Source organism: Cupriavidus sp. GW822-FHT02D05 (assembly GCF_058802485.1).
On record NZ_JBXAOE010000032.1, the window covers coordinates 66,693 to 90,355 of the forward strand.

Here is a 23,663-nt window from a genome sequence, read left to right on the forward strand (position 1 = left end):
ATGGCGCTGGCAACCGCCGGCCTGGCCCTGGCACCGGCACTGTTGCCCGCGGGCAACGCGGTTGCGCAGACCGTTGGCGGCACCTTGTCCGGCATCGTGCAACCCGAGCCGCCGATCCTGATCAGCGCGATGAACTCGCAGGCGCCCACGCAATATGTCGCCGGCAAGATCTACCAGGGCCTGCTCACCTACGGCCCCGACCTCAAGCCGCGCCCGGAGCTGGCCAAGTCGTGGAAGATCTCGCCTGATGGCCTGACCTACACGTTCGAGCTGCAGAGTGGCGTGAAGTGGCATGACGGCAAGCCCTTCACTTCCGCCGACGTGGTGTTCTCGATCGACAAGATGCTGCGCGAAGTGCATGTTCGTACGCGCGCCGTGCTGAACAAGTACATGGAATCGATCCGCGCCGTGAACGACGGCACGGTCGAGATCAAACTCAAGGAAGCGTTCCCGCCGTTTATCTCGATGTTCGAGACCGGCACCATGCCGATGATGCCCAAGCACATCTACGACGGCACGGACTACCGCAACAACCCGGCCAACCAGAAGCCTGTCGGCACCGGCCCCTTCATGTTCAAGGAATGGAAGAAGGGCGCCTATATCAAGCTGGCCAAGAACCCCAACTACTGGAAGAAGGGCAAGCCCTACCTGGATGAACTGGTGTTCTACGTGATCCCGGACTCGGCCTCGCGCGCGGTGGCCTTCGAGAAGGGCGACGTGCAGGTGCTGCGCGGCGGCGACGTGGACAACGTGGACGTGAAGCGCCTGCGCGCGTTGCCCAATGTGGAATACACCACCAAGGGCTGGGAGCTGTTCTCGCCGATGTCGAACCTGTTGATGAACATGCGCAAGCCGCCGTTCAACAACGTCAAGGTACGCGAGGCGGTGATGCACGCGCTCAACCGCAAGATGATCGTGGACAACATCTTCTTCGGCATGGGCAAGCCGGCGGTCAGCCCGTTCGCCTCCGCCACGCTGTTCTTCGACAAGACCACACCCGTCTATGACTTCAACCTGAAGAAGGCGCGCGAGCTGATCAAGGAATCCGGCGTCAACGTGGGCCAGTACCCGGTCAAGATCCTGTCGTCATCCTATGGCGCCAACTGGGACCGGCTTGACGAGTACATGAAGCAGATGCTGGAACAGCTTGGCTTCAAGGTCAGCATCGAGTCCGCCGATGCCGGTACCTGGTCCGCCCGCGTCAGCAACTGGGACTTCGACCTGACCGCCACCTACACCTACCAGTACGGGGATCCGGCGCTGGGCGTGGAGCGGCTCTACGTGACCAAGAACATCGTCAAGGGCACGCCGTTCGCCAATGTGCAGGGATACAGCAATCCGCAGGCCGATGAACTCTGGGCCAAGGCCAGCGTCACCATGGACCCGGCCGAGCGTCAGAAGCTCTACAGCCAGGTGCAGAAGATCCTGATGACGGAAGTGGCCGCGGGCAACCTGTTCGAGCTGGAGTTCCCCACGCTGTACCGCAAGAACGTCAAGAACCTCGTGACCACTGCCATCGGCCTGAACGAGTCGTTCGACAACGTTTCCATCGAGAAGAACTGAGTACGCCAGAGTACGCCAGAGTACGCCGCTACCCAGGTAGCAAGTCGCCAGTCAGTTCACGCGCCGGGCCATCCGCCCGGCGCGTGCGTGGAGCATGCCGTGAATTTCCTCTCTTTCCTGCTATCCCGACTGTGGAAGGCCCTCGTGGTCGTCCTCGGCGTGGTCGTCATCAATTTCTTCCTGATCCGCATGGCGCCTGGCGACCCCGCCACCGTGCTGGCGGGCGAGGCCGGCGCGGGCGATGCCGCGTTCGTTGGCCAGTTGCGTCAGCAGTTCGGGCTGGACCAGCCGGTGCTCACGCAGCTTGGCATCTATCTCAAGGGCGTGGCCAAGCTCGATCTTGGCTACTCGTATCGCAATCACCTGCCGGTGCTCGACCTGATCCTGGACCGGCTGCCCGCCACCATCGTGCTGATGAGCGGTGCCTTTGTCTTTTCCCTCGTGCTTGGCGTGTTTCTCGGCGTGATCTCGGCGCGCACGCGCTATGAGAACAAGCGGCGCTGGATCGACAGCGCGGTGATGTCCGCGGCGCTGCTGTTGTACGCCACGCCGCTGTTCTGGCTCTCGCTGATGGCCATCATCCTGTTCTCGGTGGTGCTGGGCTGGCTGCCGGCGTTTGGCATGGAAACCATCGGCGCAGGCTATACCGGCCTGGCGCGCATCCAGGATGTGGCGCTGCACATGATCTTGCCCACCATCTCGCTCGGCTGCTTCTTCATGGCGGTGTACGTGCGCCTGACCCGCGCCTCGATGCTGGAAGTCATGGGCATGGACTTCGTCAAGACCGCGCGCGCCAAGGGCGTGCCTGCTGGACGCGTGATCCGCGTGCACGTGCTGCGCAACGCGCTGCTGCCGGTCATTACCTTTGCCGGCATCCAGCTCGGCCAGATGGCAGGCGGCGCGGTGCTGACCGAAACCGTGTTCTCCTGGCCGGGCATTGGCCGGCTGATGTTCGACGCCCTGCTGCAACGTGACTACCAGCTGCTGCTTGGCATCTTCTTCGTCACCTCGGCGCTGGTTGTGTTCTTCAACCTGGTGACCGACATCGTCTACCGCTTCATCGACCCCCGCATCTCGGTGGGCGGCAAGGGAGCCACGGCATGAAAGCCTTCGCACAACGTTATTGCCGCAACTACGGCGCCGTGATCGGCCTGATCGTGCTGCTGCTGGTGGTCGCCGTGGCGCTGCTGGCGCCGGTGCTGTACGAGGAGTCGCCGTGGCTGATGGTGGGCGATCCGCTGGTGCGTCCGTTTGCCGACGCGGCGTTTCCCTTTGGCACCGACATGCTCGGGCGCGACATCACCGCTGGCATGCTGTACGGCGCGCGCGTCTCGCTGCTGGTGGGCGTGATCTCCACCGGCGTGGCGCTGGTGTTCGGCATCCTGATCGGGTCGGTGGCCGGCTATTGCGGCGGACGCATCGACGACGCGCTGATGCGCTTTACCGAGTTCTTCCAGACCATCCCGCAGCTGGCGATGGCGGTGGTGATCGTGGCGATCTTCAATCCCACCATCTACTCCATCGTCGCCGCCATCTCGGTGGTGTCCTGGCCGCCGGTGGCGCGCCTGGTGCGCGGCGAGTTCCTCACGCTCAAGCAGCGCGAGTTCGTGCAGGCTGCGGTGGTGATCGGGCAGAAGCCGCTGCGTATCATCCTCACGCAGATCCTGCCCAACGCCATGTCGCCCATCATCGTGTCGGCCTCCTTCATGGTGGCCACGGCAATCCTGACGGAGTCCGCGTTGTCCTTCCTGGGCCTGGGCGACCGCAACATGATGAGCTGGGGCTTCATGATCGGCGCGGCCCGCACCATGATCCGCGAGGCCTGGTGGATGAGCGTGTGGCCCGGCGTGGCCATCCTGCTGACGGTGCTGTCCATCAATCTGATCGGCGAAGGCCTGAACGACGCCATGAACCCGCAACTGCGCCGCCGTGGCGAGTAACGACAAGGAAGACGCCACCATGCAAGCACAAGACAAGCTACCGCTGCTATCCGTGCGCGACCTCACCATTGCGCTGCCTACGGGCGGTGACCGTGCGCACGCGGTGAAGGACGTCAGCTATGACCTGCACGCCGGCGAGATTCTCTGCATCGTCGGAGAATCCGGCTCGGGAAAGTCGATGAGCGCCAACGCCATCATGGGCCTGCTGCCGCCGTACCTGAAGCCGCAGGGCGGCCAGATCCTGTTCCAGGGCAAGGACTTGCTCACGCAGGATGAGCAGACCTTGCTGTCCATGCGCGGCAAGGCCATGGCCATGGTGTTCCAGGAGCCGCTGTCGGCGCTTAACCCCGTGATGACGGTGGGCGACCAGATTGCCGAGGTCATGCGCGTGCACGACGCCTACCCCGGCGAGGCGAGGACAAAGCGCGTGCTGGAACTGCTGGAGTTCGTCGGCCTGCCCGATCCGGCCACGCTGATCCACAGCTATCCGTTCCGCCTGTCGGGCGGGCAGCGCCAGCGCGTGGTGATCGCCATGGCGCTCGCGCTGGAGCCGGCGCTGCTGATCGCCGACGAGCCGACCACTGCCCTGGACGTGACCACGCAGGCCCAGATCCTGGCGCTGATCAAGCGCATCCAGGCGGACAAGGGCATGGGCGTGATGTTCGTCACGCACGATTTTGGCGTGGTGGCGGAAATCGCCGACCGCGTGGCGGTGATGGAGCGGGGCGTGCTGGTGGAGGTAGGCCCGGTGCAGCAGGTGCTCAACCATCCGCAGCATCCCTATACGCGGCGGCTGATCAGCGCCGTGCCGCATGGCCGCGCCAAGGCGCGCGACCAGCAGGCGGCCGAGACGGTGCTGGAAGTGCGCGACCTGCGCAAGACGTATTCCTCCGGTGGTGGCCTGTTCAGCAAGAAGCGTGTGGTCAACGCCGTGGACGGCGTGAGCTTCAGCGTGCGGCGCGGGCAGACGCTCGGCATCGTTGGCGAATCCGGCTCGGGCAAGTCCACCATCGGCAAATGCCTGCTGAAGCTGACCGACATCGACGGCGGCGAGCTGCTGTTCGATGGCCAGGACATCGCCCGGCTGACGGAGCGCCAGTTCCGCCCGCTGCGCAGCGATGTGCAGATGATCTTCCAGGATCCGTTCGCCTCGCTGAACCCGCGCCATACGGTGGGCCGCATCATCACCGATGGGCCTGTCGCCAATGGCGTGCCGCTGGCGCAGGCGCAGGCGCGCGCTCGCGAGCTGCTGCAGCTGGTGGGCCTGGAGCCTTCCGCGTTCGACCGCTATCCCAACCAGTTCTCCGGGGGGCAGCGCCAGCGCATCGGCATTGCGCGCGCGCTAGCGCTGGATCCCAAGTTGCTGGTGGCGGACGAGTCCGTCTCCGCGCTGGATGTCTCGGTGCAGGCGCAGGTATTGCAACTGCTGGCCGACCTGCAGAAGCGCCTGAACATCGGCCTGATCTTTATCACCCACGACCTGCGCGTGGCCGCGCAGATCTGCCACCACGTGATCGTGATGCACAAAGGCCGCGTGGTGGAGTCCGGCCCGCCCGACCAGATCTTCGACGCGCCGCAGCATGCCTACACGCAGCGGCTGATTGCCGCGATTCCCGGCAAGGAGTGGGACCCGGCCCTGATCCGCGCCGCGGCCTGAACTCAACCGCACAACCCCGACAGCACAACCCCGACAGCACAACCGATATCAAAGATGGAGCAACAGATGAAGAATGCCGAACTGGTTCGCCGCAAGGATGCCGCCACACCCCGTGGCGTTGGCGTGATGTGCAACTTCTACGCCGAGCGTGCCGAGAATTCGGAGATCTGGGATGTGGAAGGCAAGCGCTATATCGACTTCGCCGCCGGCATCGCCGTGCTCAACACCGGCCACCGCCACCCGCGCCTGGTCGAAGCCATACAACGCCAGCTTGAGCGCTTCACGCACACCGCCTACCAGATCGTGCCGTATGCCAGCTATATCGAGCTGGCCGAGCGGATCAACCAGCGCGCGCCAGGCCGCAGCGCCAAGAAGACGGCGTTCTTCACTACCGGCGCCGAGGCGGTGGAGAACGCCATCAAGATCGCCCGCGCCGCGACCGGCCGCCCGGGCGTGATCGCCTTCTCCGGCGGCTTCCACGGCCGCACCATGATGGGCATGGCGCTGACCGGCAAGGTGGTGCCGTACAAGGTGGGCTTTGGCCCGTTCCCCGGCGAGGTCTTCCACGCGCCGTACCCGTGCGCGCTGCATGGCGTGTCGGTGGAGGACGCGCTCAAGGCGATGGAGCACCTGTTCAAGGCCGACGTGGATCCCAAGCGCGTGGCCGCCATTATCTTCGAGCCGGTGCAGGGCGAGGGTGGCTTCAACGTGGCGCCGCCGGCCTTCGTCAAGGCGCTGCGCGCGATCTGCGACGAGCACGGCATCCTGCTGGTCGCCGATGAAGTGCAGACCGGCTTCGGCCGTACCGGCAAGCTCTTTGCCATGGAGCACTACGACGTGGCGCCTGATCTCACCACCATGGCCAAGAGCCTGGCCGGCGGCATGCCGCTGTCGGCGGTGTGTGGCCGCGCGGAGGTGATGGACGCCCCCGCGCCCGGTGGCCTGGGCGGCACCTATGCCGGTAATCCGCTGGCCGTGGCCTCGGCGCTGGCGGTGCTGGACGTGCTGGAAGGCGAGCAGTTGATCCCGCGTGGCGCGGCACTTGGCCAGCGCCTGGTAGAGCGGCTGGAAACCCTGAAGGCGCGCGTGCCGCAGATCGCCGAGATCCGTGGCCTGGGCGCGATGGTGGCGGTGGAATTCCGCCGCGCCGACGGCGCGCCGGATGCGGAGTTCACGCGCGAGGTGCAGAACCGCGCGCTGGAGCAAGGCTTGCTGCTGCTGTCCTGCGGCGTGTACGGCAATGTGATCCGCTTCCTGTTCCCGCTGACGATTTCCGACGCGGTGATGAACGAAGGGCTGGATATCCTGGCCGATGTGCTCACGCGCTGAGCCGCAAATTCATCCAAGAAGCCATCCACGAAGCCATCCACGAACAGACATAGAGAGTCAGAATGATCATGCAACTCAAAGACCCCACCCTGCTGCGCTCGCAAGCCTTTATCGGCGGCCAGTGGCAGAACGCCGACAGCGGCGCCACCTTCCCCGTGACCAACCCCGCCGACGGTTCGCTGATCGGCACCGTGCCGCTGATGGGCGCGGCGGAAACCACCCGCGCCATCGAGGCGGCCCGCGTGGCGCAGGCCGCATGGCGCCGCAAGACGGCCCGCGAGCGTGCCCAGGTGCTGCGTGCCTGGTACGACCTGATGCTGGCCAATGCCGACGACCTGGCCGTGCTGATGACCACCGAGCAAGGCAAGCCACTGGCCGAGGCGCGCGGGGAAGCCGTCTACGCCGCCTCCTTCCTGGAATGGTTCGCCGAGCAAGCCAAGCGCGTCCACGGCGACGTGCTGGCCACGCCCGCGTCCGACAAGCGCCTGCTGGTGGTCAAGGAACCGGTTGGCGTGTGCGCGGCCATCACGCCGTGGAATTTCCCGCTGGCCATGATCACCCGCAAGGCCGGCCCGGCGCTGGCGGCGGGTTGCGCCATGGTGCTCAAGCCGGCGGAAGACACACCGCTGTCGGCGCTCGCGCTGGCGCTGCTGGCAGAACGCGCTGGCCTGCCCGCCGGCCTGCTGAGCGTGGTGACGGGCGACGCCGCCAGCTCGATCGAGATCGGCGGCGAGCTGACCGGCAGCCCGGTGGTGCGCAAGCTCAGCTTTACCGGCTCCACGGAAGTCGGCCGCATCCTGATGCGCCAGTCGGCGCCCACCATCAAGAAGCTGTCGCTGGAACTCGGCGGCAACGCACCCTTCATCGTGTTCGACGACGCGGACCTGGACGCTGCCGTGGAAGGCGCCATGGCGTCCAAGTACCGCAACGCCGGCCAGACCTGCGTCTGCGCCAACCGCCTCTACGTGCATGACAAGGTGTACGACGCCTTTGCCGAGAAGCTGGTTGCCGCGGTGAAGACGCTCAAGGTCGGCCACGGCCTGGAGTCCGGCGTGCAGCAAGGCCCGCTGATCAATGAAGACGCGGTCGCCAAGGTGGAGCAGCACATTGCCGATGCCCTGGGCAAAGGCGCGCGCGTACTCACGGGCGGCAAGCGCCACAGCCTGGGCGGCACCTTCTTCGAGCCCACCGTGCTGGCCGGCGTCACGCCGGACATGGTGGTGGCGAAGCAGGAAACCTTCGGCCCGCTCGCGCCGCTGTTCCGCTTCACCAGCGACGAGGAAGTGGTCAACATGGCCAACGATACCGAGTTCGGCCTGGCCTCGTACTTCTTCAGCCGGGACATTGGCCGCGTCTGGCGCGTGGCCGAGGCGCTGGAGTACGGCATGGTGGGCATCAACACCGGCCTGATCTCCAACGAGGTGGCGCCTTTCGGTGGCGTCAAGCAATCCGGCGTGGGCCGCGAAGGCTCCTCGTACGGCATCGAGGAATACCTGGAGGTCAAGTACCTCTGCATGGGCGGCGTGGACCGCTAAGCCCTCGGCACAACACAACGCGTTTTCAGGAGAACCCACCATGAGCAGACCCCAGGCCGTACCCACCGTGCAGGTGGACAATGATCGCGTGGTCGTTACCGAGTGGCGCTTTGCGCCGGGCGCGCAGACCGGGCATCACCGCCACGGCTACGACTACGTGGTGGTGCCGATGACCACCGGCGCGCTGCGGCTGGAGACGCCGGCCGGCGAAGTCGTCAGCCAGCTCGTGGCGGGCCACGCCTACTACCGTGGCGCGGGCGTCGAGCACAACGTGATCAACGCGCACGAAGGCGAATGCGTGTTCGTGGAAATCGAGATCAAGCCAGTTGCGCCGCCTCCCGCAGCCGGGAAACCGTGAGTCTCACCAAAAAAACAATCATGCGCGCCTTCTTCTCGGATGACCAACTGCTGCACCAGCCCCGCCAGTTCATGCGTGCGGGCCGCCTGTGCGAACCCACCGACGTGCCCGCCCGGGCCCACGCGCTGCAACGCGCGCTGGCCGGGCGCGGCATCACGTTGGCTGAGCCGGCCGACTTTGGCCGCGCGCCGCTGGAGGCCGTGCACAGCCCGGCGTATCTCGATTTTCTTGGTTATGCGTACGAGCGCTGGATGGCGCTGGCGCGGCCCGGGTTCGAGCCGGGCATCGAAGTGCTGCCCAATCTTTCGCCCTACTACAACGGCCGTGTGGACCAGCCGCGCCGCGTGCCGTGCCCGACGGATTCCATCATTGCCCAGGCCGGCTATTACCTCGGCGACCTGAGCGCGCCGCTCGGGCCGCAGAGCTGGCGCTCCATCCTGCGTTCCGCGCACAGCGCCGTGGCCGCCGCCGAGTACGTGTGCGAGCAGCAGGACCGGCAAGGCATCGCCTACTCGCTGTCGCGCCCGTCCGGCCACCATGCGCACAGCGACCGCGCGGTGGGCTTTTGCTACGTCAACAACGCAGCCATCGCCGCCGAGACCTTGCTCAAGCGCTTCAACAAGGTGGCGGTGCTCGACGTGGACGCGCACCACGGCGATGGCACGCAGCAGATCTTCTACCAGCGCTCCGACGTGATGACGATCTCCCTGCACGCCGATCCGAGCGCGTACTACCCCTTCTATACCGGCTACGCTAACGAGCGTGGCTACGGCGCGGGCTACGGCTACAACCTGAACTTCCCGCTGCCGCACGGCACCGAGGACGCCGGCTTTCTCGGCGCGCTCGACAACGCGCTCGATGCCCTGCGCGACTACCGTCCGCAGGCACTGGTGCTGGCACTGGGCTTCGACACCTACATCCACGATCCCATCAGCGTGCTGCGCGTGGGGCTGGACGCCTATCGCGGCATCGGCGAGCGCATCAATGCGCTGGGCGTGCCCACGGTGGTGGTGCAGGAAGGCGGCTACGAGGTCGAGGCCATCGGTCCGGCGCTCGATTCCTTCCTGTCGGGCCTCGTGCCTGCCACGGCCTGAGCCACGTGCCGCAACCCTCGCGCTACCCGATGCGCTACCCGATTCCGCTTGAACAAAGAGAGCCGACATGACGACACTGAAGATCGATGGCGACCGCCTCTGGCAGTCCTTGATGGCATTGGCGCGCATCGGCGCCACGCCGCGCGGCGGCAATGCGCGCCTGGCGCTCACCGCGCTCGACGGCCAGGGGCGCGACCTGGTCACTGGCTGGATGCGCGATGTCGGGCTTACCGTCACGGTTGACAAGGTCGGCAATATCTTCGGCCGCCGTGCCGGGCGCGACGACAGCCTGCCGCCCGTGATGACCGGCAGCCATATCGATACGCAGCCCACGGGCGGCAAGTTCGACGGCTGCTTTGGTGTGCTGGCCGGGCTGGAAGTCATGCGTACCCTGAATGACCAGGGCGTGCAGACCGAGGCGCCGCTGGAACTGGCAATCTGGACCAACGAGGAAGGCACGCGCTTTGTGCCGGTGATGATGGGCTCGGGCGTGTTCGCCGGCATCTTCCCGCTGCAGACCGCGCTGGATGCGACAGACAACGACGGCAAGCGCGTGGACGATGAACTGCATGCCATCGGCTACGCCGGCAGCGCCGAAGTGGGCGGCCGCGAGATTGGCGCGTATTTTGAGGCGCATATCGAGCAGGGCCCGGTGCTGGAGGACGCCGAAAACGTGATCGGCGTGGTGACCGGCTCGCTAGGCCTGCGCTGGTACGACGTGACCGTCACCGGCATGGAAGCCCATGCCGGCCCCACGCCGATGCCGCTGCGCCGGGATGCGCTGTATGGCGCGTCATTCATCCTGCAGGAGGTGGTGCGCATCGCGCACGATTTCGCGCCGCACGGGCGCGGCACGGTCGGTGTGCTCGATGTCCATCCGGCCTCGCGCAATGTGATTCCCGGCACGGTGAAGTTCACGGTGGACCTGCGCCACCAGGACGCCGGCAAGCTAGCCGAGATGGACGCCCGCCTGCGCGCGGCCTGCGACGCGCTCGCGCAAGGCAAGACCACGGGCAACCCGCTCGGCGTGCAGATCGAAGACGTGCAGTATTTCCCGCCCACGCCGTTCGCGCCGGAACTGGTGGGCCACGTGCGCCAGCAGGCGGCGGCGCTGGGCTACACGCATCAGGACATCGTCACCGGCGCTGGCCACGACGCGGTGTATATCGCCACGGTGGCGCCTACCGCCATGATCTTTGTCCCGTGCAAGGACGGCATCAGCCATAACGAAGTGGAAGACGCCAAGCCCGAGCACCTGGAAGCCGGCGCCAATGTGCTGCTGGGCGCGATGGTGGCACAGGCTGGTGGCGTGAGCGGCTGATCCGCGACGTTCCCGGAGCCGTCACGGATCGGTCCAAACCAGTGCGCCACACAAGCAGGATGCACCGCGGCGCGAAGCCCCGCTGACCATCGCGGTGCGCTAGCCAACCCAACACCACGGTAACGGCGGGGGTGGCCCAGCCGCGTCCGCGCGGACCGGCTTTCCGGCTCAAACCGGATGGCACAGCACTTGCAATTCAAGCGCATCGCCCGTCGCTGCCACCACGACGGTTCACGTCTTCACTTCCGCAAAAGCAAGGAATCCCATGTCCATCCGTTTGCTCCAACACCGCACCGGCGCCATCGTGCTGGCGGCCATGCTGGCCACCGGCTTACTTGCCACGTCCCCTGTATCGGCGCAATCCACGCACGACTGGCCCACCCAACCCGTGCGCATCGTCGTGCCGTTCCAGGCCGGCTCCGCTACCGATCTCATCACGCGCCAGCTCGGCATCGGCCTGGGCCGCGAGTACGGCCAGACCTTCGTCGTGGAAAACCGGCCGGGCGCGGCGGCCATGATCGGAAGCGAGGCAGCCGCGCGCGCGCCTGGAGACGGCTACACCTTGCTGATGTCGGGGCCTGCTTCCATGGTGACCAACCGCTTCCTCTACAAGAAGCTCAGCTACGATCCAGACGCCTTCGAGAAGGTCGCGGTGGTGGCCATCACGCCGAACATCCTGCTGGCCAGCCCCGGCCTGCCCTTCAAGACGCTGCCGGAAATGATCGCTTACGCCAAGGCCAATCCAGGCAAGCTGACCTATGCGTCGTTTGGCGCGGGCACCACGTCGCATATGGCAGGCGAGATGCTCAAGGCGCTGGCCGGCATCGATATCGTCCACGTGCCGTACAAAGGCGCGGGCGAGGCGATTCCCGCCTTGCTTTCCGGACAGGTGTCGATGTACTTCGACACCATCATGACGGGGTTGCCGTATGTGAAGGCGGGCAAGCTGCGTGCGCTGGGTGTTTCCAATGCCAGGCGCTCGCCGATGGCGCCGGATATTCCCACCATTGCCGAGCAGGGCTATCCGGGCTTCGATATCGCGCCCTGGTACGGGATTGTCGCGCCGAAAGGCACACCAGCAGAGGTGGTTGCCAAGTTGAATGTCTCGATCAACAAGCTGCTCAAGGATCAAGGTTTTCGCGAGAGGCTCGCTGCAACCGGCGCGGAGCCGCGCGGCGGTTCGGTGGCGGATTTCAACGCCATGGTAGGCGCGGAAATCCCGCGCACGGAGAAGCTGGTCAAGCAGTCGGGGATCAGCCTGCAGTAAGGCCGCCGGCGCGAGGCAAAAACACGGGCTTCGCTTCAAGTGGCTCCTAGCTAAGCCACCCCTCTCCCCGGCCCTCTCCCCATGAGGGGAGAGGGAGAGACAGCCGTCGTCATGGCGCGCGGTTTTGGCTCGTTCGGCGGCTTCGGCCCGCTACATCATGTGGCGCGAGAAGCGCCCGTGCTCGGCACCGACCATCAGGTCGGCGAACTGTTCGCTGCTCATGTGCACGAGTTGTTGGTGATCGCCGGCCTCGAAGAACACTTCGGGCTGGGCCAGCAGGGCTTCGTCGAGGTAGGTGTGCATGCCGTAGGCCATGGCTACCGGCGGGATGGCGCCCAGGTCGCAATCCTTGAAGACTTCGCGGATCTCCTCTTCGTGGGCCAGTACCAGCGTGCGCCCGGATTGCGCGCAGATGGCCGCCAGGTTCAGGTGATGGCTGGACGGGATCACCGCGGCTACGTAGCCGATGTCATCCTCCAGCAACAGGGTCTTGGCCAGGCGATCTCCGGGAACGTGCGCTGCCTCCGCAGTGGCCATGCTGCTGAGGGTGTAGGGATGGCGGATGGTGTCGAAACGGCTGTTCCTGCTGTTGAGGCAATTTGCCAGGGTGGTAGCCAAGGCCATGATGCGTCTCCTTCGCTGTACGTTGCGCTCAGGGCCGCGACGGACCCTAGCGCTTCCTACTATAGACGGTGCCTTTGGCGCCGGGGTGCCATGCGCGGCGTGTCATGCTTCGTCGTGCGCATCCATGGGCGGCAAGCGGCGCGGTTGTGGCCACAGGGCCTGCAGTTCGGTCTTGAGGAAGTTCAGCAGGTAGCGCGTGGCCATGGTCTGGTAGCGGTTGGGCATGGTCAGCATGTAGAGGCGGCTGCCGAACACGCTGATGTGGTAATCCGCCAGCACGGGCAGCAGGGTGCCCGCGTCGAGTTCCGCGCCGATGGCATAGAGCGGGAAGATGCCCAGGCCCAAGTCGCCCAGCACGCCGTCCTTCAGGAAGGCGAAATTCTCCGAGCTCAACGTGGGCTCCAGCGCCACTTGCTCGCGCACGGCGTCGCCGCCGGTGCCGCGCGTGCCAAAGGCCTTGAGCTTCTGGCCGATGGGCGAGGCGCAGACGATGGCGTGGTCCTTGAGATCGGCCAGGTCGCGCAGGGGCGGCTGCGTGGCCAGGTAGCCGGGAGACCCGCATACCACCCACTCGACCGCGCCGATCTCGGTCGCCACCACCGAGTCCGGCGGCGTGGAGATGATGCGCAGCGCCACCTCCACGTCTTCGGACACCAGGTTGTGGATGCGGTTGTCGAACACCACATCGAGGGTGATGTCGGGGTAACGGTGCTTGAACTTCACCAGCAGCGGCGAAAGCATCGAGTGCCCCAGCCCGGTAGGCACCGACAAGCGCACATGGCCATGCAGGCTCTTGCCCATGCTGTTGATCAGCGCGTTAGCCGCCGCCACTTCACCGAGGATGTTGCGCCCGTGCTCGTACAGGCCGGCGCCCACGGGCGTGGGCTCGACGTGCCGGGTGGTCCGGCGCAGCAGCTGCACGCCCAGCGCTTCTTCCAGCGCCTTGAGGTGGTAGCTCACGTTGGCGCGGGTCATCTTGAGCTTGCGCGCGGCAGCCGAGAGGTTGCCGGCGTCGACGATGTCCACGAAAAGGCGTAAGGCGTTCAGGTCCATTTGGTGGCTTGCTCTTGTTCGGGTGAAAGCGTGCTGGCGTTGACGGGCATGGCAAACAGTTTATCAAGCCGCCGCGCGTCTAATGCGTGAGCCAGCCATGCTGGCCGCTCCTGGTGGCGGCACGCCATCTAAAGACGGGCAAGCCAAGACAACGCAATTGCGTCAAAGGCCGATGCGCAAAGGATTGCGCCGAGGCATTCCCTTTATGTTCCCTTATGCCCCCTGATGTCCCCTGATGTCGAAGCGATGATCTTCGCAAGCAACGGTTTCTTCCAGTGCGGGGGAGCGGATTGCCACTACAGCGGAGAAATATCCGTTGCCGATATTGCGTTCGCTCACCACCGTGCGCTGGTGATCGGCGATCATCGATTGATTGTGCATGCGCCGGTCCAGGCGCCGGAAATTGGTGGCGAATTCCAGCCAGCGCCAGGCGCGCCACGACAGCGTCCAGGCCGGATAGGAGCGGGTAGAACACGGATTCGCCGGGGTGTTGCGCCTGGCCCGGCGCCAGCGCACCGCGGCGGCGGAACTCGCGCGGTGCTATCGGCGTCTCAGGGATTTGCTCCGGACTATGCGACACGGCGTTTCCCCCAAAATTGGCGTTGCCGGCTCACTTTGGAATGGCGCGATTTGCACGGTATCACCGGCCCGGTCGGTAAGGAAAGGAGAAATCCGCACGGCCTTTGCGTGCAATGCGGTCCGGCGCGGTCCAGCGCCTATTGGAATGACATTGAACACTGGATTCCGCAAGCGCGAATGCAGCGTATCAAACGCCGTGCGAGAGCCGGTCCGCCGGGGCTTGCATCGCGCTAGCGGATTGCCATTTCCTGTTTTTGAATGATGGATGGGGCTTGAATGCCAGGCATCCAAGTCAGGATCGAGTCCAGGCGTGGATGCATGCGAGCTTGCGCTAAAAAGTGGATATTGCTTAGCTTCAGGCCCATGCGATTATCCGGTTTGGGGGCAATTACGGCAAAGCCGGGCGCGCTCCGACAGGCTTTTCTATCACATTGTCTGTACATTTTTTGTGGCAGAACGGGAATTGCGGCTTCCATGCCTGCGGGGCAATGGCCTTTCAGGAACCTTTCGGAATGTTGTCATATTGTGTCATCGCGCTGTCGGGTGAATGCACCGTCAGGGCGCATGCCAATGGGGGGATCCAATGGGGGGGGGCAATGGGGGGATCCAATGGCGCCGATGGCATGGCAGAGAAATCCCGCATATAGGGTATTACCTGAACCCGCATTGCGATCCGCAATGCGGAGGCTTCGCACGTGCGATCCGGCGTCCAATCGCACCCGCATTCGGCGTGTCCACGGCGTTTTCTATTCTTGTGCAAATCTGGTCGGTTGTATCAACTTCTTACGCGATTGGATTTTCTTTAATCAAACGTGGTAGGCTATGCCAGCAAATTTTCCCCTATCATTGAATTAACACCGCTCCAGGAGAATCAAAATGGCAACTTACAAGCAGCTGATTGCAGAGAAGGAAGCGCTCGAAGCAAAGCTGGCCGAGATGCGTGCCAGCGAAGTGGCGGGCGTTATTGCGCAGATCCAGGGCCTGATGGCGGAATATGAGCTGACGGCAGACGACATCGCCCCGAAGCGCCGCCGGGGCCGCCCGGCAGCCAGCGCGAATGGCGCCGCGGCTAAGCCCAAGTCCACCCTGCCCGCGAAGTATCGCGATCCCAAGACTGGCGCCACCTGGACCGGCCGTGGCCGCGCACCGGGTTGGCTGGGTAAGAACCGTGCCCGCTTCCTGATCGCCGAAGCCTGATCGCATTGCTGTCTCAATGACGCAGTGGCGCCGGCCCCGCCGGCGCTAGCTTCCCCTTTGTGGGCACTGCGGCAAGCCATTGGCGCAAGCCTTGCGCAACGCCAATGGCGCTCCTCATCAAATTCCCCCCCTGCCAGACCCCAGACCCGATATGAAAAAAGCGCTGCTTTCCGCGTTGCTGCTTTGCGCGTCTTTTGCCGCGCAGGCGGATGAAAAATTGTTGTCAAAGCAATACGGGGCCTGCATGGATCGTCCGGATGTCACTACCGCTGGCATGCACGACTGCATCGCGGCGGAGACGGCGCGGCAGGATAAATCGTTGAATGCCGCCTATAAAAGCCTTCAACAGGCACTGCCTCCTGCCAGGAAAGCAACATTGCTCGACGCCCAGCGCGCTTGGCTGAAGTTCCGGGACGCCAATTGCAGCTTCCAGGCCGATCCCGATGGCGGCACGATCGCCGGTGTCAACGCGTCCGCCTGTTTTATGCAGATGACGGCGGACCGGGCGCGGGAGCTTAGCGATTTCGCCGCCGAAGCGGCAGGGCGCTAGCCGGCAGGAGGCCAGCGGCACCAAGAATATGCCTCTTTATGCTCTTATCCTTATTGTCAAAAGGGATTATCCATTCTGTTCAAGACCTGTGGGATTGTCAAAACCGGGTGACGGCGTACCATGTTGGGCACATCGTTGCTTGCTTTGACCGGAGATCCCCATGAGCCTGGATGCAGAATCCTTTTCGCTGCTGCGCGCGTCGGTGCAGCGTTTCATCGACGAACGCCTGAAGCCGGCGGAAGACACGCTCGAGGAAACCGACGATGTGCCGGCGGACATCGTTGCCGACATGAAGGAGATGGGCCTGTTCGGGATCTCCATCCCTGAGAACTATGGTGGCATCGGCCTGTCGATGTCGCAGGAATGCGACGTGGTGTACGACCTTGGCCACACAGCCTTTGCCTTCCGCTCGGTCTTCGGCACCAATGTCGGCATCGGCTCGCAGGGCATCCTGATGGACGGCACCGAGGCGCAAAAGCAGGAATACCTGCCGAAGATCGCCAGCGGCGAACTGGTGATCTCGTTCGCGCTGACCGAGCCCAATGCCGGCTCCGATGCGGCTTCGCTGCAGACCAAGGCCGAGCTCGACGGCGACCACTACATCATCAACGGCACCAAGCGCTTCATCACCAACGCACCGCGCGCGGGCGCTTTCACCCTGATGGCGCGCACCGGCGGTGCCGGCGCTTCGGGCATCTCCTCGTTCATCGTGCCGGCCAACACCCCGGGCATTTCGCTTGGCAAGCCGGACAAGAAGATGGGCCAGCGCGGCACCAAGACCTGCGACGTGGTGCTGGAAAACGTGCGCGTGCCGGCGGCCAACATCATCGGCGGCGTGCCCGGCGTTGGCTTCAAGACGGCCATGAAGGTGCTCGACCGCGGCCGCCTGCATATCTCGGCGCTGGCCTGCGGCATGGCGCACCGCCTGATTACCGATGCCGTGGCCTATGCCAAGGAGCGCAAGCAGTTCGGCCAGCCGATCGGCGATTTCCAGCTGATCCAGGCCATGCTGGCCGATAGCCAGGCCGAGCTGTACGCCGGCTTGTCGATGGTGCGCGATTGCGCCCAGCGCTACGACGCCAAGACCCCGGGCAAGAGCGATCCGGAAGTCAGCATGCTGGCCTCCTGCACCAAGATGTTCTGCACCGAGATGGTGGGCCGCGTGGCCGACCGCGCTGTGCAGATCCATGGCGGCGCCGGTTATATCGCCGAGTACAAGGCAGAGCGTTTCTATCGCGATGTGCGCCTGCTGCGCCTGTATGAAGGCACCACGCAGATCCAGCAACTGATCATCGCCAAGCAGCTGCTGCGCGACTGATCGGAGGGCGCGGATGCCTGCCGGCATGACCGGCGGGCTCCGCGAGAGGGCCCGTGCCGCACTAGTGCCACTTGTGGGCAGCGTGCATCGGCCCGGCCAATGGACACGCGCAACGCAATGTCCTGTTGTCTCAACGGAGGCTGCCCCGATGGCTATTGCCGCTCTCAAGGTTCCCGCCAGCTACGCCGGTTTTCCGTCCATGCGTGCCCCTTGCCAACTCGATGCGCCGCCCTCGCAAACGGCGCCCGGCAATTACCACGCGGGCCCGGATAGCACCGCACCTTGCTACCCGATCATCGCAGCGCTGATGGCCCGCGCCGCGCGGCCCGCCTACACGCCGCTGGACTGCATCCGCCTGGCGCTCGATGCCGCCGGCGCGCTGGGCCGCGACGATCCGGTTTCCTCGGTCCAGCCAACCCGCCTGCAAAGCTTCGACGGCGCGCTGTATCGCACGGGCACGGGCGCCTGGACCATTCTCTACAGCGATAGCCTGGCAGCGCCGGATGTGCGCTTCATGATTGCGTACCTGCTAGGCCGGCAGCTTCTGGGTGGCAGCGAGCTGGATTACGTGGAGTGCACCAACGCCGAGCTGATGGCCATGCCGGACGATGACTCGGCCGGCGGGCTCGCCTATGCCTTTGCCAGCCGGCTGCTGATGCCGCTCAATGCCTGCCGCTTGGCCTTGCCCGGCGCGGTGGACCTCGACGTGCTGGACGCGCTGGCCGAGCGCCTGTGCCTGCCGGTGCATCACGTGGCGCGGCGCTGGCTGTCCTATACCTCGCACAAGGCCGTGCTGACGCTCAAGCGCGATGGCGCTGCGCTGGGCATGTGGGCGAGCGAGACGGCCTTCGGGCTGCGGGCCGATGACCTCGGTGGCGGCATGGGCGTGCGCACGGCGTCGCAGGCATTGTTGCTTGGCGATGGCGTGGGCATCGAGCTGGCCGTGGGCCCCAGGCACGTGGCAAGCCGGGCAGGCGCGCGCCAGCGCGCTGCCTTTCCCATCTGACGCACTGGCGCGTCAGTGCTCGTGGTGCAGGTACCTGGCCTGTCGCGGCAGCCGGAAGCTGACCAGGAACACGATCACCATCATCGCCGTCACGTACCAGTAGAAGCTGGATTCGTGGCCTAGCGATTTCAGGTCCAGCGCGACATACTCGGCCGAGCCGCCGAAGATCGCGTTGGCCACGGCATAGGCCAGTCCCACCCCCAGCGCCCGGATCTCGGTCGGGAACATCTCGGCCTTCACAATGCCGCTGATGGAGGTGTAGAGGCTCACAATGGCCAGCGCCAGCGAGATCAGCACGAAGGCGACAAAGGGACTCTTCACGCTCCCGAGCGTCGTCAGGATCGGAACCGTGGCCAGCGTGCCGAGCGCGCCGAACAGCAGCATATTGGTGCGCCGCCCGATGCGGTCCGACAGCGCGCCGAAGAACGGCTGCATGCACATGTAGAAGAACAGGCAGCCGGTCATCACGTAGCTGGCTGTCTTGATCGACATGCCGGCCGAGTTGACCAGGTACTTCTGCATATACGTGGTGAAGGTATAAAAGATCAGCGAGCCGCCCGCGGTGTAGCCAAGCACGGTGAAGAAGGCTGCCTTGTGGTTGCGGAACAGCTCCGTCAACGTGCCGGCCTCCTTGCTCGCCCGGGTGGCGGCGGAGGTCGTTTCATGCAGGGTGCGGCGCAGGAACAGTGCTACCACCGCCGTGGCGGCGCCGATCACGAACGGGATGCGCCAGCCCCATGCCTTGAGCTCAGCCTCGTCGAGGAACTGCTGCAGCACCACCACCACAAGCACCGCCAGCAACTGCCCGCCGATCAGCGTGACATATTGGAACGAGGAGAAAAATCCCCGCTGGCCCTTGAGCGCCACCTCGCTCATATAGGTGGCGGTGGTGCCGTATTCGCCGCCGACGGACAGTCCCTGCAGCAGCCGCGCGACCAGCAGCAGCGCCGGCGCCCAGGCGCCAATGCTGTTGTAGGTAGGCAGGCTGGCGATCAGCAGCGAGCCGCAGCACATCATCGTCACCGAGATCAGCAGCGAGTTCTTGCGGCCATGCCGGTCGGCAATCCGCCCGAACAGCCACCCGCCAATCGGCCGCATCAGGAAGCCCGCGGCAAATACGCCGGCGGTGTTCAGCAATTGCGCCGTGGGATCGGATTTGGGGAAGAAGGACCCCGCGAAGTAAATGGCGCAGAACGCGTAGACGTAAAAGTCGAACCACTCGACCAGATTGCCGGAAGACGCGGCCACAATCGCGTAGATGCGCTTGCGCTTTTCCTCGGCGCTCGGTGGTGCATCGAGCAGGGGGGCGGACAGGTCTGTCATGGTTTGTCTCTTCCTTTCGGCATGTCGCCCACGCTAAAAGGCCGTGGTGCGAGATCGGCACGCAGAATTCCAGTGTAGTGCGATTGCGCCGCGATGGCGGCGCAGAGTGACCTGCCTTGCACTACTTGGGGGGCGGAAGGGAATGGCTGGCGAGGCGGCGCGATGCCCGCACCGGCGGGGTGCCGGCCGAAAAACGCGACTGGCCGCATCACGCGGCAGGGCTGGCGCCGTGGGTCGCGGCAGCGGGGCGAGGCGATGGGCCAGGTCCGCTGCGTTTGACGTGAATGACGCCTATTAGTGGGTCTTGCTGTGTCTTGCTTGGTCTTGCCGCGCTTTGTCTGCGTTACTGCGCTTCTTGCGGCCAGACTCCGTCCACATCCCTTAGCAGATGGCCTGCCAGGATGTAGTCGCCCAGTCGGGTCGCCTTGGCTTCGAGATCGAGCAGTTCATGGTCGGCAAGCGTGCCGAGATCGAACTGGCAATACAGATTGCGCTGCCTGAAGGTGGTCTTGGTCTTAGCCAGCCCTTCGATCAGGGCCTCGCGCGAATGGACGGCAATGCTTTCCTGTCCGCGGTATTGCACTTTGATGCCGCGTTTCTCTCCGAGCCGGCCAAGTTCGACGGCGTCCTGCCATCCGGTTTCATAGTCCAGCTCAAGCGCCAGCACATCTTTCGATGCGAGAAGCCGAAGCGCTTCTGCTTTGCTGCTAGCTCGCACTATTGACATCCACACCTCTTATATCGTCTTATACTGTACGAATATACAGTCAACGCGTCATTGCGGCAAGGGGTTGCCCCCAAGCCGTTTGGACTACTGCGCCAGCGGTGTCCCACACCGCCCTGCGTTGCCACTATTTTCCTCCAGTATTGCCTTTTAGGGGACGGCCACGGCTTCGTTTGCCGGCTCATTCGCCTCTATCGCCTTTATTGTCTTTATCGTCGCCCCGGCATCTTGCACTGCCGTGACAGAAAAATCTCCCGCATACACATGCACCGCCCGCGCCGGGTCCAGGTGCTTGCGGATGGCCGCGTTGACCTGTTCGACGGTCGCCGTGGCGATACCTTGCTCGTATTCCGTGACAAAGCGCATCGTGCGCCCCAGAAATAGCTGGCTGGCGAGCGTGCCGGCCAACGCGGAATCGCTGGTGCGGGCCAGCGTGCCTTGCTGCAGCAGGCCACTCCTGGCTTGTGCCAGCTCCTGCGGCGTGATGCCGGCGGCTGCCAGCCGCGACAGTTCTTCTTCCACGCCACGCTTGAGCTTGCCCAGGTTCTGCGGCGCATAGAGCGCTTGCATGCCGAAGCGCCCGTTGTTGTCGAGCGCACCCACCTGAACGAAACTGCCGACACTGTAACTGATGCCGTCGTGTTGGCGCAGGCGATCCGCCAGCCGGCTCTTGAGCGCGCTCCCGCCGAACACACGATTGGCGATCACCAGGGCCGGATATTCCGGTGCATCGCTGGTCAGCGCGACCGGCAGCGCGGCCAGGTAGATGGCATTGGCCTTGTCCGGCGTCTCGCGGGTCAGGTGCGCCGGTGCCAGCGGCACAAAGGGGCGTTCGATGCGCGCATACGGCGCCTGGGCCTGCCAGTCGCCGAACAGCGTGGCCAGTTGCGCCTGCGCCGCCTCGCGGTCGAAGTCACCGACCAGCGCCACCTGGCCGTGGCTCGCGCCGTAGAAGCGCGTGTGGAAGGCGCGCAGGTCGGCCAGTTGCACTTGCCGCAGCGCCGCGATGTCCTCCTGCGGGGTGCCGACATAGCGCGGATCCCCCAATGGGTAGGGATTGCCGTGACGGCCAAGCACGTTCGACGCGATCGCCTCGGGCTGGCCCAGGCCGCTCTCGATGCCGGCGATGGCGTTGGCGCGCAGGGTCTCGAACTCCGCGGCGGGCAGGCTCGGCTCGCGCAGGATGTCGCGCAGCAGCGCGAGCGTGTCGGCCAGCGTTTCGCGGCGCGCTTCAAAACGCACAGTGACCGCCTCGGCATCGCCCTGGACCGACACCACCGCCTTGAGCGCGGACAGTCGGTCGGCAATCTGCTGCCGCTCCAGGCGGACGGTGCCGCGCATCAGCATGGCGGCGGTGAGGCTGCCGACCGCATCCTGGCCTTGCAGGCTGGCGACGTCGCCCATGCGCAGGATCAGCGTGCCGTTAACAGTCTGGCCGCGGCTGGGCTTGGGCAGCAGCGCGAACTGCATGCCGTTGGCCAGCTTGCCGCGCAGCGTGTGCGTCTCGATATTGTCCGGGCTGGGATCAAAGGCGGCCACCGCGGCCTTGGGCGGCTTGCCCTGGTAGGCCGCCACCAGCGCGGCGACGTCCGGCGCGGCGGGCATGGTGGCCCGGGCCAGCGTCTCGGCCGGCGCATCGCCGGGCATGTCGATGGGGATGAAGCGGCCGAGCGTGCGGTTGCTGGCGCGCAGATAGTTCTGCGCGACCCGCTGCAAATCCGCCAGCGTGACGCGCTCGGCCTGCTGGCGTGCCACCAGCAGCAGGCGCCAGTCACCCTTGGCGATGGCCTCGGACAAGGCGACGGCGTAGCCGGAAGGATTCTCCAGCAGGCGCTCGTAGCTGTTGAGCAGGCGGGTGCGGGCGCGGTCCAGCTCCACCTGCGTCACCGGCCGGGCGGCAAAGCCCTCCACCTGCGCCACCAGCACCTGCCGCGCGGCTTCGAGATCCTGCGTCTTGCTCAGCCCGGCGGCGAACAGCACCGAGCCGGGATCCTTCATGCCCGATACCGAGCCAGACTGCCAGCTGGCCTTGCCGCTCTCGACCAGCGCCTTGTACAGGCGGCCGCCCGAGCCATCGGTCAGGATATCGGCGAGCAGCTGCAGGGCCACCGTATCCGGATGCGCGCCCGGTGCGATGTGATATTGCACCGCGACCAGTTGCGAGTCGCCCACGCGGCGCAGCGTGACCTCGCGCGCGCCCTCCTGCGGCGGCTCCACGGTGTACTGGACCGGCAGCGCGCGCGTGGGCCGGGGGATCGCGCCGAAGTACTTGCCGATGCGCGCGAGCGTGGCGGCCACGTCGAACTTGCCCGCCACCACCAGCACCGCGTTGTCAGGCTGGTAATAGCGGTGGTAGAAGTCCTGCAGGTTGCCGATGGCGACGTGCTCCACGTCGCTGCGCGCGCCGATCGGCGCCTTGCCGTAGTTGTGCCAGCGGTAGGCGGCCGAGCGCATCTGCTGCATCAGCATGCCACCGGGATTGTTCTCGGCGCGCTCCATCTCGTTGCGCACCACCGTCATCTCGCTGTCGAGCGCCTCGCGCGCGATAAAGCTGTTGACCATGCGGTCCGCTTCCATCTTCAACGCCCAGTCGAGGTTTTCCTCGCTGGCGGTGAAGCTCTCGTAGTAGTTGGTGCGGTCGAACGCGGTGGTGCCGTTGAACTGCATGCCACGGCGCGTGAGCTCCTGCGCAATGGTGTTGCCCGGCAGCGCCGGCGTGCCCTTGAACAACAGGTGTTCGAGCAAGTGCGCCATGCCAGTCTCGCCATAGTTCTCATGGCGGCTGCCGACCAGGTAGGTCATGTTGACCGTGGTGACGGGCTGCGCAGCATCGGGCGCAAGCAGCACGCGCAGGCCGTTGGGCAGCCGGTACTCGGTAATGCCTTCCACGCTGACGACTTCCGCCGGCGCCGCGCTGGGCAGCTTCGCGGCAGCTGGCGCCGGCGCGTGGGCCACGCCCGGCGCGGCGTTTGCGGATACGCTGAAAGCCAGGGCTAGCAGCAAGGAAAGGCGCTTGATGACGAGACGCATGCGGAATTCGAAGTCTGGATTGGCTCCCTTGTTGCGGAGATCTGTGCGATTCCGCGGGGCGCGGCAAGGCAGCGGTAAGGCTGGCCCGATGGCCGATTCTAGCTGTTGCCGCGCCCACAGCGGCATGTTGCTGCGTTTCTCAACCGGTGTGCAGTGAACTTGGGAATGTTCCGCACCCCTCAAGCTGTGGCAGCG

At 65.2% G+C, this 23,663-nt stretch carries 21 protein-coding genes; 14 read left to right on the forward strand and 7 right to left on the reverse strand.

What is annotated here, in order from left to right; translation table 11 throughout:
• From AC1RQK_RS32390 to AC1RQK_RS32435, 10 genes are all read left to right on the forward strand, one after another.
• Nucleotides 1-1,563, forward strand: coding sequence for an ABC transporter substrate-binding protein (locus tag AC1RQK_RS32390; protein ID WP_492375359.1), 1,563 nt, complete (start codon nt 1-3; stop codon nt 1,561-1,563).
• 99 nt (nt 1,564-1,662) lie between these two features.
• Entirely contained in the window at nt 1,663-2,667 is a 1,005-nt protein-coding gene (locus AC1RQK_RS32395) for an ABC transporter permease (protein WP_492375345.1), read from the forward strand.
• Nucleotides 2,664-3,503 carry an ABC transporter permease gene (locus tag AC1RQK_RS32400; RefSeq protein ID WP_492813479.1) on the forward strand — a complete coding sequence of 280 codons (840 nt, stop codon included), beginning with the start codon at nt 2,664-2,666 and terminating at the stop codon, nt 3,501-3,503. The genes AC1RQK_RS32395 and AC1RQK_RS32400 overlap by 4 nt, the downstream gene beginning before the upstream one ends.
• Before the next feature lie 19 nt (nt 3,504-3,522).
• Nucleotides 3,523-5,160 carry an ABC transporter ATP-binding protein gene (locus tag AC1RQK_RS32405; protein ID WP_416051234.1) on the forward strand — a complete coding sequence of 546 codons (1,638 nt, stop codon included), beginning with the start codon at nt 3,523-3,525 and terminating at the stop codon, nt 5,158-5,160.
• Between the two features lie 66 nt (nt 5,161-5,226).
• Nucleotides 5,227-6,489, forward strand: coding sequence for a 4-aminobutyrate--2-oxoglutarate transaminase (locus AC1RQK_RS32410; RefSeq protein WP_492375348.1), 1,263 nt, complete (start codon nt 5,227-5,229; stop codon nt 6,487-6,489).
• 68 nt (nt 6,490-6,557) lie between these two features.
• A complete protein-coding gene (locus tag AC1RQK_RS32415; protein WP_492813481.1) occupies nt 6,558-8,024 on the forward strand; it encodes an NAD-dependent succinate-semialdehyde dehydrogenase in 1,467 nt (488 codons plus the stop codon).
• Nucleotides 8,025-8,064: 40 nt separating this feature from the next.
• Nucleotides 8,065-8,382, forward strand: a complete 318-nt coding sequence (locus AC1RQK_RS32420) for a cupin domain-containing protein (protein WP_253928501.1) — start codon at nt 8,065-8,067, stop codon at nt 8,380-8,382.
• A 20-nt stretch (nt 8,383-8,402) separates the two neighbouring features.
• Nucleotides 8,403-9,476, forward strand: coding sequence for a histone deacetylase family protein (locus tag AC1RQK_RS32425; RefSeq protein ID WP_492813483.1), 1,074 nt, complete (start codon nt 8,403-8,405; stop codon nt 9,474-9,476).
• 67 nt (nt 9,477-9,543) lie between these two features.
• Nucleotides 9,544-10,797 carry a Zn-dependent hydrolase gene (locus tag AC1RQK_RS32430; protein WP_492813485.1) on the forward strand — a complete coding sequence of 418 codons (1,254 nt, stop codon included), beginning with the start codon at nt 9,544-9,546 and terminating at the stop codon, nt 10,795-10,797.
• A 265-nt stretch (nt 10,798-11,062) separates the two neighbouring features.
• Nucleotides 11,063-12,064 (forward strand): Bug family tripartite tricarboxylate transporter substrate binding protein, encoded by a 1,002-nt coding sequence (locus tag AC1RQK_RS32435; RefSeq protein WP_492375351.1) that lies wholly within the window; start codon nt 11,063-11,065, stop codon nt 12,062-12,064.
• Between the two features lie 150 nt (nt 12,065-12,214).
• Here the strand turns inward: AC1RQK_RS32435 and AC1RQK_RS32440 are convergent, their stop codons facing one another.
• The 4 genes from AC1RQK_RS32440 to AC1RQK_RS32455 all read right to left on the reverse strand — a co-directional run bounded on the left by AC1RQK_RS32440 (nt 12,215) and on the right by AC1RQK_RS32455 (nt 14,685).
• The gene (locus tag AC1RQK_RS32440; protein WP_492813487.1) at nt 12,215-12,688 is read right to left on the reverse strand and encodes an aminoacyl-tRNA deacylase; all 474 of its coding nucleotides are present in this window, start codon (nt 12,686-12,688) and stop codon (nt 12,215-12,217) included.
• Nucleotides 12,689-12,790: 102 nt separating this feature from the next.
• Nucleotides 12,791-13,741, reverse strand: a complete 951-nt coding sequence (locus AC1RQK_RS32445; RefSeq protein WP_492375352.1) for a LysR family transcriptional regulator — start codon at nt 13,739-13,741, stop codon at nt 12,791-12,793.
• 213 nt (nt 13,742-13,954) lie between these two features.
• Complete coding sequence (locus AC1RQK_RS32450) at nt 13,955-14,122, reverse strand: hypothetical protein (RefSeq protein ID WP_492375353.1); 168 nt, start codon at nt 14,120-14,122, stop codon at nt 13,955-13,957.
• A gap of 428 nt (nt 14,123-14,550) precedes the next feature.
• Nucleotides 14,551-14,685, reverse strand: a complete 135-nt coding sequence (locus AC1RQK_RS32455) for a hypothetical protein (protein ID WP_492813490.1) — start codon at nt 14,683-14,685, stop codon at nt 14,551-14,553.
• Nucleotides 14,686-15,196: 511 nt separating this feature from the next.
• On the opposite strand from AC1RQK_RS32455, the gene AC1RQK_RS32460 reads away from it, so the two are divergent.
• The 4 genes from AC1RQK_RS32460 to AC1RQK_RS32475 all read left to right on the forward strand — a co-directional run bounded on the left by AC1RQK_RS32460 (nt 15,197) and on the right by AC1RQK_RS32475 (nt 18,391).
• Nucleotides 15,197-15,517 carry an H-NS histone family protein gene (locus AC1RQK_RS32460; protein ID WP_174426112.1) on the forward strand — a complete coding sequence of 107 codons (321 nt, stop codon included), beginning with the start codon at nt 15,197-15,199 and terminating at the stop codon, nt 15,515-15,517.
• 151 nt (nt 15,518-15,668) lie between these two features.
• The gene (locus AC1RQK_RS32465; protein WP_492375354.1) at nt 15,669-16,067 is read left to right on the forward strand and encodes a lysozyme inhibitor LprI family protein; all 399 of its coding nucleotides are present in this window, start codon (nt 15,669-15,671) and stop codon (nt 16,065-16,067) included.
• 160 nt (nt 16,068-16,227) lie between these two features.
• Entirely contained in the window at nt 16,228-17,385 is a 1,158-nt protein-coding gene (locus AC1RQK_RS32470; protein ID WP_150986502.1) for an acyl-CoA dehydrogenase family protein, read from the forward strand.
• 148 nt (nt 17,386-17,533) lie between these two features.
• Nucleotides 17,534-18,391: a M78 family metallopeptidase domain-containing protein gene (locus AC1RQK_RS32475; RefSeq protein ID WP_492813493.1), complete on the forward strand. Its 858-nt coding sequence runs from the start codon at nt 17,534-17,536 to the stop codon at nt 18,389-18,391.
• A 12-nt stretch (nt 18,392-18,403) separates the two neighbouring features.
• On the opposite strand, the gene AC1RQK_RS32480 is transcribed toward AC1RQK_RS32475, so the two are convergent.
• From AC1RQK_RS32480 to AC1RQK_RS32490, 3 genes are all read right to left on the reverse strand, one after another.
• Nucleotides 18,404-19,714, reverse strand: coding sequence for an MFS family transporter (locus tag AC1RQK_RS32480; RefSeq protein WP_492375356.1), 1,311 nt, complete (start codon nt 19,712-19,714; stop codon nt 18,404-18,406).
• Between the two features lie 343 nt (nt 19,715-20,057).
• Nucleotides 20,058-20,441, reverse strand: coding sequence for a hypothetical protein (locus AC1RQK_RS32485; protein WP_006159736.1), 384 nt, complete (start codon nt 20,439-20,441; stop codon nt 20,058-20,060).
• Between the two features lie 147 nt (nt 20,442-20,588).
• Nucleotides 20,589-23,468, reverse strand: coding sequence for a M16 family metallopeptidase (locus AC1RQK_RS32490; RefSeq protein WP_492813496.1), 2,880 nt, complete (start codon nt 23,466-23,468; stop codon nt 20,589-20,591).
• Nucleotides 23,469-23,663 lie beyond the last annotated feature (195 nt).

Excerpts from the sequence above, each read along its gene's own strand:
- AC1RQK_RS32390 (WP_492375359.1), top strand. The coding sequence starts at position 1 with ATGGCGCTGGCAACCGCCGGCCTGGCCCTGGCACCGGCACTGTTGCCC.
- AC1RQK_RS32400 (WP_492813479.1), top strand. The coding sequence starts at position 2,664 with ATGAAAGCCTTCGCACAACGTTATTGCCGCAACTACGGCGCCGTGATC.
- AC1RQK_RS32405 (WP_416051234.1), top strand. The coding sequence starts at position 3,523 with ATGCAAGCACAAGACAAGCTACCGCTGCTATCCGTGCGCGACCTCACC.
- AC1RQK_RS32410 (WP_492375348.1), top strand. The coding sequence starts at position 5,227 with ATGAAGAATGCCGAACTGGTTCGCCGCAAGGATGCCGCCACACCCCGT.
- AC1RQK_RS32415 (WP_492813481.1), top strand. The coding sequence starts at position 6,558 with ATGCAACTCAAAGACCCCACCCTGCTGCGCTCGCAAGCCTTTATCGGC.
- AC1RQK_RS32420 (WP_253928501.1), top strand. The coding sequence starts at position 8,065 with ATGAGCAGACCCCAGGCCGTACCCACCGTGCAGGTGGACAATGATCGC.
- AC1RQK_RS32425 (WP_492813483.1), top strand. The coding sequence starts at position 8,403 with ATGCGCGCCTTCTTCTCGGATGACCAACTGCTGCACCAGCCCCGCCAG.
- AC1RQK_RS32430 (WP_492813485.1), top strand. The coding sequence starts at position 9,544 with ATGACGACACTGAAGATCGATGGCGACCGCCTCTGGCAGTCCTTGATG.
- AC1RQK_RS32435 (WP_492375351.1), top strand. The coding sequence starts at position 11,063 with ATGTCCATCCGTTTGCTCCAACACCGCACCGGCGCCATCGTGCTGGCG.
- AC1RQK_RS32440 (WP_492813487.1), bottom strand. The coding sequence starts at position 12,688 with ATGGCCTTGGCTACCACCCTGGCAAATTGCCTCAACAGCAGGAACAGC.
- AC1RQK_RS32445 (WP_492375352.1), bottom strand. The coding sequence starts at position 13,741 with ATGGACCTGAACGCCTTACGCCTTTTCGTGGACATCGTCGACGCCGGC.
- AC1RQK_RS32450 (WP_492375353.1), bottom strand. The coding sequence starts at position 14,122 with ATGCACAATCAATCGATGATCGCCGATCACCAGCGCACGGTGGTGAGC.
- AC1RQK_RS32455 (WP_492813490.1), bottom strand. The coding sequence starts at position 14,685 with ATGGGCCTGAAGCTAAGCAATATCCACTTTTTAGCGCAAGCTCGCATG.
- AC1RQK_RS32460 (WP_174426112.1), top strand. The coding sequence starts at position 15,197 with ATGGCAACTTACAAGCAGCTGATTGCAGAGAAGGAAGCGCTCGAAGCA.
- AC1RQK_RS32465 (WP_492375354.1), top strand. The coding sequence starts at position 15,669 with ATGAAAAAAGCGCTGCTTTCCGCGTTGCTGCTTTGCGCGTCTTTTGCC.
- AC1RQK_RS32470 (WP_150986502.1), top strand. The coding sequence starts at position 16,228 with ATGAGCCTGGATGCAGAATCCTTTTCGCTGCTGCGCGCGTCGGTGCAG.
- AC1RQK_RS32475 (WP_492813493.1), top strand. The coding sequence starts at position 17,534 with ATGGCTATTGCCGCTCTCAAGGTTCCCGCCAGCTACGCCGGTTTTCCG.
- AC1RQK_RS32480 (WP_492375356.1), bottom strand. The coding sequence starts at position 19,714 with ATGACAGACCTGTCCGCCCCCCTGCTCGATGCACCACCGAGCGCCGAG.
- AC1RQK_RS32485 (WP_006159736.1), bottom strand. The coding sequence starts at position 20,441 with ATGTCAATAGTGCGAGCTAGCAGCAAAGCAGAAGCGCTTCGGCTTCTC.
- AC1RQK_RS32490 (WP_492813496.1), bottom strand. The coding sequence starts at position 23,468 with ATGCGTCTCGTCATCAAGCGCCTTTCCTTGCTGCTAGCCCTGGCTTTC.